Genomic DNA, 11,054 nt, shown 5'->3' with positions numbered 1-11,054 from the left:
TCGAAGAAGTCGTGGTCGCCGGCCACCGTGCGGAGGGCGTGCAGCGTCAGGGCGCCACGCTTGTAGACCCGGTCGTCGAACATCAGCGCCGGGCCGGGGTCGGCGAGCAGCAGATCCTGGTCGAGCTGGGCCAGCTTGGCGTGGTGGTGGGCCGCCTGAGCGGCCGCACTCTCGCGCCCGGACTCCTCCGACCACAGCCACTCCGCGTAGCAGGCGAAGCCCTCGTGCAGCCAGATGTCGTGCCACTCGCGCAGGGTCACGGCGTTGCCGAACCATTGGTGCGCCATCTCGTGCGCGACCAGCCGGACGGCGTCCCAGTCGGCGGAGGCGAAGTTGCGGCCGAAGGTTGACAGCGACTGGGACTCCAGCGGGATCTCGAGCGGGTCGTCGGTGACCACGACGGTGTACTGGTCGAAGGGGTAGTCCCCGAACACCGACTCGAAGAACGCCATCATCGCCGGTTGCTGGCCGAACGACGCGTCGTACCCCTCCCCCACCAGGTCCGGTGGCGCGATCACGACGACGCCGTTCTCCAGCGTGCGCTCCTCGTAGCGGCCGATCTGCACGGTGGCGAGGTAGGTCGCCATCGGCTGCGACATCTCCCACGTCCACTCGGTGACGGAGCCGCGACGGTGCCGGTCGGTGAGGCGCCCACTCATGGCGACGTAGTAGTCGCTCGGGGCCGCCATGGTGATGGCATAGGTCGCCTTGTTGCTCGGGCGGTCGTTGCACGGGAACCAGGTCGGGGCGCCGTGCGGCTGCGCGGCGACGATGACGCCGTCGGTCAGCTCCTCCCAGCCGGCGTCGTCAAGGTCGCGTGCCTTGAGCACGCCCGGTGCTCCGGCGTACTTCACGCGCAGCTCGAACTCCTCGCCGGCGGACAGCCGGGCCGGGATCCGCAGCCGCGAACCACGGTGTCGCCAACGGACGGGTGACCCGTCGAGGACCACCTTCGCGACGCGCAGGCCGGCAAGGTCGAGGGTGATCGAGGTGGTGTCGGTGCGCGCCACGCAGGAGAGCACCGCGTCGCCGTCGAGGCGGTTGCCGATGAGCTTGTAGCCGAGCCCCAGCGAGTAGTGGGTGACATCGAACGAGTCGTCGCCATGGTCGGGGAGGTAGGGCCCCGACGTTTCGGACTGAGTGCTCACGGTGCCTCCCAAGGGCCGATCGGGTTGCCGATCCAGCAGGTGCGAGAAGGGACGCCCTCCCCGCGCATCACGAGAGAAACCGGGCCCACGGTTGCGTGCCGACCAATCGTCGCGGCGGGAAGGATAACGCTGTTCGGCCCCAGAGTCGCACCGGCCTTCAGCGTCACCGTGTCCATGCTGAGCACGCGGTCGTGGAACAGGTGCGTCTGCACCACGCAGCCCCGGTTGACCGTCGCGCCGTCCTCGAGCGTGACGAGGTCGGTCTCGGGCAACCAGTACGAGTCGCACCAGACCCCGCGCCCGATGCGGGCGCCGAGCAGCCGCAACCAGATGTTGAGGGCGAGCGTCCCCTGCGCCGGCGCCGCGAACCACGGCGCGGCCAGGACCTCGGTGAACGTGTCGGCGAGCTCGCTTCGCCACACGAACGACGACCACAGCGGGTGGTCGCCGACCTTGTGCCTGCCGACCAGGAGCCACTTGGCGGCCACCGTGACGAGGGCAGCGACGAGGCCGGCGGCGATCAGGACCGGCCCGGCGAGGAGTACGGCGAGGAGTGGGTGCCGCGACGCCAGCGCGAGGAGCGTCACCCCGACCCCGAGGTTCAACAGCACGAGCAGCAGCAGGGGCAGCACCCGGAGTGCCTCCACGAGCCCGCGCGCGACCTTGAGCCGGGTCGGCGGCGCGTAGGTGCGGGTGTCGTCGGTCTTGGCGGGCGTCCGCCGCAGGCGGGTCGGCGGACTGCCCACCCAGCTCGATCCGGCCCTGGCCACATCTCGCGCGGGCGCGGCGGACAGCACCGCGACGAGCGACTCCTTCGGCACCTTGCGACCGGGCGCGGCCATGCCGGAGTTGCCGACGAACGCGCGCTTGCCGATCTTCACCGGGTCGACCCGGATCCAGCCGCCCCCGAGCTCGTAGCAGCCGACGAGGGTGTCGTCGGCGAGGAAGGCGTGCTCGCCGACGGTGGTGAACTTCGGGATCAGCAGCACCGTCGACGCCTCCACGCCGGGGCCGACGCGGGCGCCCAGCATCCGCAGCCACCAGGGGGTCAAGGCGCTGGCGTAGAGCGGGAACAGCCACCTCCGCGCCTCGTCGAGGACGCGCAGGGTGCTCCAGATCCGCACGCCGGTGCCGGACCGGACGCGGTGGAAGCCGGCGTGCATGCCGACCGCGAGCATCCGGACCAGCGCCCAGATCATGGCCAGGAGCGTGCCGTAGCCGACCAGCGCCGCGAGCGGCACCCACGGCAGCGCGCTGCGCACCGCGTCGGCCAGGCCGCCCGCGTCGTGCACGGCCGGCAGCAGCACGAGCGCCCCGATGAGCACGGCGAGGGCGGGCAGCGCGGCGATGAGGACGGCCATGGCGCCGTACAGACCGAGCCAGGCCTTCTCGGTGGCGGCGACGCGACCCGTCGGGGCTTCCTGCCAGGGTCCGCGCGCCTCGGCGCGGCGGCGTTCGGCGGGCGAGCCGGCCCAGAACTCGCCGGCGGGCACGACGCCCTCCACGAGTGACCCGGGGGCGACCTCGGCGTCCTTGCCGACGGCGGCACCGGGGCTGAGAGTGCAACGGGCACCGACGCGGGCGCGCGCGCCGACCGAGATCGGGCCGACGTGGATGACGTCTCCGTCGATCCAGTGCCCGGCGAGGTCGACCTCGGGCTCGACGGCCGCGCCGCTGCCGAGGGTGAGGAGGCCGGTGACCGGCGGCAGGGTGTGCAGGTCGGAGCCCTTGCCGATGTCGTTGCCGAGCAGGCGGGCGTAGAACGGGAACCATGGAGCGCCGGCCAGCGAGGTGGCGGCGAGCTCGTCCTGGATGCGCTCGGCGAGCCAGATGCGGAGGTGGATCTTGCCGCCGCGCGGGTGCTGGCCGGGTGTGAGGGGACGCAGTACGCCGCGGGCGAGCAGCGCCGCCAGTGTCATCCGCCCCGGCGGGACCAGGAAGAACCAGGTGGTCAGGATCAGCACCCACACCGGCGCGGTCGGCAGCCAGGCGAGGCCGAGGACGGGTCGGGCGAACGCAGAGCCGAGGAGCAGCCAGCTCAGCCAGCGCAGGCCGGCGAGCGCACGGAGCGGGATCAGCGCGATCAGCTGACCGGCCTGGCTCTTCAGCGGCAAGGGTCGGACGTCACGGTTGCTGGGGGCCTGGCTGCTGACGAGCGCGGGGAGCGCGGCGGCGAGCGCGGCGATGCTGGGGTTGGCGTAGACGTCCCCGACGACGACCTCGGGGTAGCGATCCCGGATGCGGCTGACCACCTGTGCCGCGGTGAGGGAGCCGCCTCCGAACGCGAAGAAGTCGTCCCCAGGGCCGGTCACGTCGGCCCCCAGGACGTCGGCCCAGATCTCGGCCACCCACTGCTGGGTGTCGTTGAGGCCGACCGAGGCGCGTGCGGTCTTGGGCAGCGGCCAGGGCAGCGCGTCGCGGTCGACCTTGCCGCTGGTGCGCGTGGGCAGCGTGTCGAGCACCGCAACGCGAGGCACCAGGGCGGCGGGGAGGCGGACGCGGAGCAGCTCCTGCGCGGTGGTCGGGTCGTAGGACTCCCCGACGCAGAGGTAGCCGACCAGCAGCTTGGTGCCGCTCTTGGTGGACCTGACCGCGGCCGCCGCCTGCTTGACGCCGGGGAGGCGGAGCAGCTGCTCGTCGATCTCGCCGAGCTCGATCCTGCGGCCTCCGAGCTTGACCTGGTCGTCGGCCCGGCCCGCGAAAACCAGCCCGCGCGGGTCGTTGCGGACCACGTCGCCGGAGCGGTAGGCGCGCTCCCAGCCCAGGCTGGGCATCGGGGCGTACCTCTCGGCGTCCAGTTCCTCGTCGAGGTAGCGGGCCAGCCCGACCCCGCCGATGATCAGCTCGCCGCTCTCGCCCTCGGCGACCGGGTTGCCCTCCGCGTCGACGACCGCGAGGTCCCAACCGTCGAGTGGCAGCCCGATCCGGACCGGGTCGGTGCCCTCGAGCAGGGCGCCGCAGGCGACGACCGTGGCCTCGGTGGGGCCGTAGGTGTTCCACACCTCGCGGCCCTCGCGCTGCAGCCGCTGGGCCAGCTCGGGCGGGCAGGCCTCGCCGCCCATGATCAGCAGCCGCACCCGGTCCAGCGAGGACGGCGGCCACAGGGCCACCAGCGTCGGCACGGTCGAGACCACGGTGATCGCGTTGGCGACCAGCCACGGCCCGACGTCCACGCCGCTGCGCACCAGCGATCTCGGCGCGGGCACCAGGCAGGCGCCGTACGCCCAGGCCAGCCACATCTCCTCGCAGCTCGCATCGAAGGCGACGCTCAGACCGGCCATCACGCGGTCGCCGGGGCCGATCGGTTCATCGACGAGGAACATCCTCGACTCGGCATCGACGAAGGCGGCCGCGTTGCGGTGGGTGACGGCGACGCCCTTGGGCCTGCCGGTCGAGCCGCTGGTGAAGATGACCCAGGCATCGTCGTGGACCGTCGGGCCGGTGGTCGGATGTGGTGGCGTCCAGTGCGCCAGCTCGGGGGCGATCCGGCTCTCGATCCGCAGGTCGTTGCCGATCACCGCGACGGCGCGGGACTCCTCGAACACCACGCGCGCCCGCTCGTCGGGGTCGTCGGCATCGACCGGGACGTAGGCCGCGCCGGCGAAGAGGATGCCGAGGATGGCGACATAGAGGTCGGTGGTGCCGGACTTGATGCGGACCCCGATCTTGTCGCCGACCCGGACCCCGATCTCGAACAGCTCGCCCGCGACCTGGTCGGCGGCCTCGGCGAGCTCGGCGTACGTGAGAACCGAGAGACCGCTGTCGACCGCCGGGCGCTGCGGGGAGAACTCGACGACCTCGCGGAAGACGTCGACCAGGGTCCGAGGCGCCGGCGCGCGGTCGCTCGCGAGGAGTTCTGGCAGCGGGGTCGGCACGGGGGCATTGTGGGGCACCGGGGTGACCAGCAGGTGTCCGGAGCAGACCGCGGACGAAGGCTGCGTGAACTCCTGACCATCCGGGGCCTGCTGGCTTCCCGTCGGCGGCGTCGGGCGTCCATGCTGGGGCCATGAGGTACGGCGAGGAGCACGGCCCGCTGGCGATCGCCCACCGTGGCGGTCTGGCGCTCGGCCCCGAGAACACACTGGCGACCTTCGCGCGGGCCACCGCGCTGGGGGTGCGCTACCTGGAGACCGACATCCAGACGACCAGCGACGGCACCCTGGTGTGCTTCCACGACGCGACGTTGACGCGAGTGACGGGGGCGCCGGGTGCGGTCGCGGACCATTCCGTGCTGTCGCTGCGGGGGATCCGGGTCGGGGGGCGCGAGCCGATCCCGACGCTGGCCTCGGCCCTGGCCTCCTTCCCCGAGACACGGTTCGCGATCGACCTCAAGGACGAGGCGTCCGGGGCCGCGCTGGTCTCGCTGCTGTCGGCGAACCCCTCGTGGGCCAGGCGCATCTGCATCGCCGGCGCCTGGTCCAACCGGCTGCTCCGGGTGCAACAGGCCGTACCGGACGTGACGACCGCGTTGGGGTGGCGGGCGCTCACCACCCTGATCGCCGCCTCGCGGTCGTATGCCCGACCGCCGGCTCGGGTCGCGTCGGGAACGTTCGCCCACGTGCCGCTCCGGCTGGGGCGGGTGCCGATCTATGCCGAGCGGATCGTGCGTCGTGCCCACGCCCTCGACATCCGCGTCGCCGTGTGGACCGTGAACGACCAGCCGACCATGCACCGCCTGCTCGACGCCGGGGTGGACGCGATCATCACGGACCACCCCGACCTGCTGCGCGAAGTCATGATCGCGCGGGGCCAGTGGGCGCCGCTCGCCGGTCGGCGTACGGCCTCGGCCTGACGCCGAGGGAGCCTCCAGGATCCCCGGCCTGCAGGATCCCCGGATATCCGGGGAAGTTCACGCTTTGTGACCCAAGCTTTGGTGGACAAGCAGGAGGTTCCCCGGATATCCGGGGAACCTCACATACCCCCAACGGGTATCATCGGGGCATGGAGAACGAACACAGCTACGTCGCGCACGGCACCAAGGATGCCCACCTCAAGCGCCTCAGGCGCATCGAGGGACAGGTGCGCGGGATCGCCCGGATGGTCGACGAGGAGCAGTACTGCATCGACATCCTCACCCAGGTCTCCGCCGTCACCCGCGCCCTCCAGTCGCTCTCGCTGGGCCTGCTCGACGAGCACATGGAGCACTGCGTCGTGGAGGCCGTCCGGCAGGGCGGCGACGAGCAGGCCATCAAGCTCAAGGAGGCCAGCACGGCCATCGCGCGGCTCGTGAAGTCCTAGACATGATGTCCGCGGCGGCAGGCCGCACCACAGAGATGACAGGATCGGTCGCGAGCGGACGGCGAGGGCCGTCCACGAACCGGGGAGTGCAGCGATGGGCCTGATCGATCTCTTCAAGCCGATGCGCGATGAAGTCAAGGAGACCAAGTCCGCCCTCGAGGCCGCCAACGACCCGGCCGCGGACGACGACGGCGCAGCCACCCAGGCGGTCAACAAGGTCGTGACCATGCTGCTCGACATCGGCCTCGACGGCCGCGGCCCGATCAGGTCGGCGGCCCAGGTCGCCGGCGCGGCCAGGCAGGACAAGGGCTCGGGCGAGGAGGCGATCAACGCCGTCGCCCGCGGCACCATGGTGCGCGGCGCCCTCGGTGGGTTCATCACCGGCGTCGGTGGCTTCGTGACGATGCCGGTCGCACTGCCCGCCAACGTCCTGGAGTTCTACGTCCAGGCGACCCGCATGGTCGGTGCGATCGCGATCCTGCGCGGCTACGACATCAACGAGCCGCAGATCCGCACCGCCGTCCTCCTCACGCTGGTCGGCTCCAAGTCCGACGACGTGCTGAGGAAGGCCGGTATGGCGACCGGTGGCGGTCGCGTCACCGCGCTGGCGTTGCGCACCATGCCGCCCGCGGCGCTCATGGTCGTCAACAAGGCCGTCGGCTTCAACCTCCTGCGCGGCGTCGGCACCAAGGTGCTCGGCCGCCTCGGTCGCGGGGTCCCGGTCGCGGGTGGCTTCGTCGGCGGCGGCATCGACGCCTACATGATGAAGAAGATCGCCGACCAGGCGATGAAGGAGTTCCCGCCGCTCAGCGCGCCGGCCGCGTCCTGAACAGCCACGCCAGCCCGAGGAACGGCAACACGAGCGGCAGGTAGCCATAGCCCTGTCCGTACGCCGACCAGACGGTCGCGTCCGGGAAGAGTGCCGGGTCCAGCACGGTCAGCGTCCCGACCGCCAGCACGCCGACGAGCTCGAAGCCCACCGCCGCCCAGGCCAACCGGCGAGGGTCCGGGCCCACCTCGGCCAGTCCGAGGGTGGCCGCGATGTAGACCAGGGCGGCGATCGCGGAGAGCCCGTAGGCCACCGGCGCCTCGGACGCCTTGGTGGCCAGCTGGACGACCGAGCGAGCGCTCGCCGCGAGGGCGAACACCCCGTAGATCGCCACCAGGACGCGGCCGGCACCGGCCTTGGTCGAGCCGGACGTGGGGGCGCGCTCAGCCATGGACCTGTACCAGCCGCACGACGAGGAAGGCGCAGGTGAACGCCGCCACGATGACCACGGCCGTCGCTCCCCGGCTGCGCTCGGCCAGCGACCACAGCACCCCCAGCGGGAGCACGAGCAGCGCCGCGAGCAGGTATCCGATGTAGGTCACCGCGCTGGTCACCTCGTCGCCACCGATGACCTGCGCGATGCCGATCCCGGCCTGCGCGATGAAGCCCAGCTCGAGCAGGCCCGCCATGGCGACGAGCGCGTTGTCGGGACTGCGGTCGAGGGCGACGTACACGCCCGCAACGACCGCCAGCAGCAGCGAGGCGACGATGAGGACCGTCTGGAGGGGCTCGATCACCCCGCGATTCTGACAGGGCTCCCCAGGGCGGAGGATTGCCGGTGTCGGTGGCGACTGGGAGCGTGTGGTCCATGGCTCAGCGGTGGGTGCTGCACGTCGACATGGACCAGTTCCTCGTCGCCGTGGAGCTGCTGCGCCGTCCCGAGCTGATCGGACTGCCCGTGATCGTCGGTGGCCGCGGCGATCCGACCGAGCGGGCCGTGGTCTCGACGGCGTCCTACGAAGCCCGGGCGCGCGGCGTGCACTCGGGCCTGGCGCTGAAGATCGCCGTCCGCCGCTGTCCGGAGGCCGTCCTGCTGCCGGTCGACTTCTCGACCTACGAAGCCGCGTCCGCGGACGTGATGGCGACCCTGCGTGCGCACCCCGGCACGGTGGTGGAGGTGCTCGGCTGGGACGAGGCCTTCGTCGGCATCGAGACCGACGACGCGCTGGCCACCGCCCTGGAGATCCAGGCCTCGGTGCTGGCGCGGACCGACCTGCACTGCTCGATCGGGATCGGCGACACCCTCGTCCGGGCCAAGATCGCGACCGACTTCGGCAAGCCGCAGGGCACCTTCTTCCTGCACCGCGACAACTGGCTCGACGTGATGGGCCACCGGCCGACCACCGCCCTGTGGGGGGTCGGCACCAGGATCGGCCAGCGGCTCGCGGCGATCGGCCTCGACACCGTGGCCCAGCTCGCGACGAGCCCCGACGAGCCGCTGATCGGGGCCTTCGGGCCCAACACCGGGCCGCACCTCGCTCGGCTGGGCCGCGGCGGCGGGCGCGCCTGGCCCGACGACACGCCCTGGGTTGCGAGGGCGCACGGCCGGGAGACGACCTATCAGGTCGACCTCGCCACCCGCGAGGAGGTCGCCGCCGCCCTGCGCGAGCTGGCCGAGCGGGTGATCGAGGACCTCGCCAAGGAGGGCCGGTCCGCGACCCGGGTGCACCTCAAGGTGCGGTTCGCACCGTTCTTCACCCATACCAGGGTGCGGAAGCTGACCGGGCCCACGACGGATCCGGAGGTGCTCGCCGAGACCGCCCTGGCGTTGTACGACGCCCTCGACGACATCCGCCCCGTGCGGCTGCTGGGGGTGCGGGCCGAGATGGAACCGCCCGAGGGCGGCTACTGAGACACGCCTCGGCGCTCAGTCCGAGGCGGACTCGGGCGGGAACCCGCCGGTCGCGACCGGACCCCAGTGCGTGGGCGTGATCCTGAGCAGGGACTTCCCCTGGTCGCGCATCGCCCGGCGGTACTCGTCCCAGTCGGAGTGCTCCCCGGCGATGTTGCGGAAGTACTCCACGAAGGGCTCGACGTCGTCGCCCGCGTCGATGACCTCGGCGCTCCCGTCGACCTGCACCCAGGCGTCGTTCCACTCGTCGGAGACCACGACGACGCTGACGTCGGGTCGGTGGCGGGCGTTGCGGGTCTTCGCCCGCTGGGGATAGCTCGCGATGACGATGCGGCCGTCGTCGTCGACGCCGCCGGTCACCGGCGACGCCTGCGGGGTGCCGTCCTGGCGGCGGGTGATGAGGATCATCCGGTGGCGCGGGCGGACGAAGTCGAGCAGCGCGTCACGCTCCACGCGGTCGTTCGTGGCGATCTTGGGGGCCATGCGTCCTCCTCGGGCGGGTCCGGTCTCTCCGATCGTGGCAGACCACCGGTCGTTGTCCACAGGCGCGGGTCCGCGGGGTTCGTCGCTCCCCCGCTGCGGGAACGCTGCCCTCCTCACCCGACGACGAACGGAGTTCCTCATGACCGACACGCCCTCCGAGCAGTGGCTCACCGACGTCCGCGACGAGGCTGCGGCGCGGCTGACCCGGATCGCCCAGGTCCAGGACGAGCTCGCCACGTTGTACGCCGAAGCGCGCACCGCTGAGGGACGCGTGCGGGTCCGGGTCAACGCGGCCGGGCGGCCGACCGCGCTCACGCTGGAGCCGAGGGCGACCTCGATGCCGGCGTCGGCGCTGGCCGCCGCGATCCTGCGCGCGGTCGACGAGGCCGCCACCCACGCAGGCGAACGGCTGGCGGAGCTCGTCGGATCGCTCGTGCCGGCCGCCGAGCTCGACGCGATGCTCACCGGACGACCCACGCAGGCCGACCGCCTCGCCGTACGGGCGGAGCTCGACGCCCTCTCCGCCGGTTGAGCAGGTGCCTGGGGAACGACGACGGGCTCGCGCTACTCCTGCTCGTGGATCGGGTGCTTGGGCAGCCTCTTCACCGCCCGGACCCGCTTGCGGCGGGCCGGGATCATCGAGCGCATCTCCTCGAGCTTGCCGAAGCACAGCAGGCGGTCCTCGGACTCGAGGACCATGTCGGCGCGCGGATTGGGCGTGACGGCCGGGCCCCGGTGCAGCGTCAGCACGCTGATGTCGCGCTCGCGCAGCCCGGACTCGCCGAGGCTCTTGCCGACGATGTCGGCGTCGCCGTGCACGAGCAGCTCCGCGACGCCGTACCCGGTCGAGACGCTGAGCCGCTGGCGGACGTCGATCTGCGGGAAGGCGACCTGGTTGTCGATGTGGTCGATGATCGCGCCGGCCACGTCGAGCTTGGTGGCCGCCTCGATGCCCTCGAGCCCGGGCGAGGAGTTGACCTCCATCACCAGCGGACCGTCGTTGCCCTCGAGCATGTCGACGCCGGCGACCCGCAGGCCCATGATCTGTGCGGAGCGGACGGCGGCCTCCTCGAAGGCGGAGTCGAGCTCGACCGGCTCGACCGTGCCGCCGCGGTGGACGTTGGAGCGGAACTCGTCACCCTTGGCCACGCGTCGCATCGCCGCGACCACCCGGTCGCCGACGACGAGGGCCCGGATGTCGCGGCCCTTCGACTCCGAGACGAAGCGCTGGATCAGCACGTTCTGCCTGGTGCTCTGCAGCGTCTCGATGATCGCCTCGGCGACCTTGATGTCGGGCGCCAGGATGACGCCGATGCCCTGGGTGCCCTCGAGCAGCTTGATCACGACCGGCGCCCCGCCGACGCGCTCGATCGCGGGGATCACGTCGGCGCGATCACGGACGAAGGTGGTCGCAGGCATGGCGATCTCGTGCTTGGAGAGGATCTGCGAGGCGCGCAGCTTGTCGCGGGAGTTGGAGATCCCGTAGGCGGTGTTGGGCGTGTAG

Annotated in this window: 11 protein-coding genes; 5 read left to right on the top strand and 6 right to left on the bottom strand. The window is 72.0% G+C overall.

The window, feature by feature from the left end:
- A partial coding sequence (locus tag RMO85_RS03170) for a M1 family metallopeptidase (protein WP_310526421.1) occupies positions 1-1,148 on the bottom strand: 1,148 nt, incomplete at its 3' end.
- The gene (locus RMO85_RS03165) at positions 1,145-5,023 is read right to left on the bottom strand and encodes a Pls/PosA family non-ribosomal peptide synthetase (RefSeq protein ID WP_310526420.1); all 3,879 of its coding nucleotides are present in this window, start codon (positions 5,021-5,023) and stop codon (positions 1,145-1,147) included. The genes RMO85_RS03165 and RMO85_RS03170, both read right to left, overlap by 4 nt.
- A gap of 131 nt (positions 5,024-5,154) precedes the next feature.
- Between RMO85_RS03165 and RMO85_RS03160 the strand changes: the two genes are divergently transcribed.
- The 3 genes from RMO85_RS03160 (at position 5,155) to RMO85_RS03150 (ending at position 7,215) form a co-directional block, all read left to right on the top strand.
- Positions 5,155-5,940, top strand: coding sequence for a glycerophosphodiester phosphodiesterase family protein (locus tag RMO85_RS03160; protein ID WP_310526419.1), 786 nt, complete (start codon positions 5,155-5,157; stop codon positions 5,938-5,940).
- Positions 5,941-6,089: 149 nt separating this feature from the next.
- A complete protein-coding gene (locus RMO85_RS03155; RefSeq protein ID WP_310526417.1) occupies positions 6,090-6,386 on the top strand; it encodes a metal-sensitive transcriptional regulator in 297 nt (98 codons plus the stop codon).
- Between the two features lie 94 nt (positions 6,387-6,480).
- Positions 6,481-7,215, top strand: a complete 735-nt coding sequence (locus RMO85_RS03150; protein WP_310526416.1) for an EcsC family protein — start codon at positions 6,481-6,483, stop codon at positions 7,213-7,215.
- On the opposite strand, the gene RMO85_RS03145 is transcribed toward RMO85_RS03150, so the two are convergent.
- Together RMO85_RS03145 and RMO85_RS03140 are read right to left on the bottom strand one after the other, a co-directional pair.
- Positions 7,193-7,606: a hypothetical protein gene (locus tag RMO85_RS03145; RefSeq protein WP_310526415.1), complete on the bottom strand. Its 414-nt coding sequence runs from the start codon at positions 7,604-7,606 to the stop codon at positions 7,193-7,195. The genes RMO85_RS03150 and RMO85_RS03145 overlap by 23 nt on opposite strands.
- Entirely contained in the window at positions 7,599-7,952 is a 354-nt protein-coding gene (locus RMO85_RS03140; protein WP_310526414.1) for a hypothetical protein, read from the bottom strand. The genes RMO85_RS03145 and RMO85_RS03140 overlap by 8 nt, the downstream gene beginning before the upstream one ends.
- Positions 7,953-8,023: 71 nt before the next feature.
- Here RMO85_RS03140 and RMO85_RS03135 point away from each other — a divergent pair, with 71 nt between their 5' ends.
- Positions 8,024-9,067, top strand: coding sequence for a DNA polymerase IV (locus tag RMO85_RS03135; protein ID WP_310526413.1), 1,044 nt, complete (start codon positions 8,024-8,026; stop codon positions 9,065-9,067).
- Between the two features lie 15 nt (positions 9,068-9,082).
- Here RMO85_RS03135 and RMO85_RS03130 read toward each other — a convergent pair whose 3' ends face one another.
- Positions 9,083-9,550, bottom strand: coding sequence for a PPOX class F420-dependent oxidoreductase (locus tag RMO85_RS03130; protein ID WP_310526411.1), 468 nt, complete (start codon positions 9,548-9,550; stop codon positions 9,083-9,085).
- A 139-nt stretch (positions 9,551-9,689) separates the two neighbouring features.
- Between RMO85_RS03130 and RMO85_RS03125 the strand changes: the two genes are divergently transcribed.
- Positions 9,690-10,082, top strand: a complete 393-nt coding sequence (locus tag RMO85_RS03125; RefSeq protein ID WP_310526410.1) for a YbaB/EbfC family nucleoid-associated protein — start codon at positions 9,690-9,692, stop codon at positions 10,080-10,082.
- A 32-nt stretch (positions 10,083-10,114) separates the two neighbouring features.
- Here RMO85_RS03125 and RMO85_RS03120 read toward each other — a convergent pair.
- Positions 10,115-11,054, bottom strand: a 940-nt coding sequence (locus tag RMO85_RS03120) for a RimK family alpha-L-glutamate ligase (RefSeq protein ID WP_310526408.1), incomplete at its 5' end; no start/stop codon positions are given.

The organism is Nocardioides sp. (assembly GCF_031422975.1).
GTDB lineage: Bacteria > Actinomycetota > Actinomycetes > Propionibacteriales > Nocardioidaceae > Nocardioides.
The sequence above is the reverse complement of the archived record's forward strand: the minus strand, read 5'-3'. Positions and strand labels throughout refer to the sequence as shown.

Excerpts from the sequence above, each read along its gene's own strand:
- RMO85_RS03130 (WP_310526411.1), bottom strand. The coding sequence starts at position 9,550 with ATGGCCCCCAAGATCGCCACGAACGACCGCGTGGAGCGTGACGCGCTG.
- RMO85_RS03125 (WP_310526410.1), top strand. The coding sequence starts at position 9,690 with ATGACCGACACGCCCTCCGAGCAGTGGCTCACCGACGTCCGCGACGAG.
- RMO85_RS03145 (WP_310526415.1), bottom strand. The coding sequence starts at position 7,606 with ATGGCTGAGCGCGCCCCCACGTCCGGCTCGACCAAGGCCGGTGCCGGC.
- RMO85_RS03155 (WP_310526417.1), top strand. The coding sequence starts at position 6,090 with ATGGAGAACGAACACAGCTACGTCGCGCACGGCACCAAGGATGCCCAC.
- RMO85_RS03150 (WP_310526416.1), top strand. The coding sequence starts at position 6,481 with ATGGGCCTGATCGATCTCTTCAAGCCGATGCGCGATGAAGTCAAGGAG.
- RMO85_RS03135 (WP_310526413.1), top strand. The coding sequence starts at position 8,024 with ATGGCTCAGCGGTGGGTGCTGCACGTCGACATGGACCAGTTCCTCGTC.
- RMO85_RS03160 (WP_310526419.1), top strand. The coding sequence starts at position 5,155 with ATGAGGTACGGCGAGGAGCACGGCCCGCTGGCGATCGCCCACCGTGGC.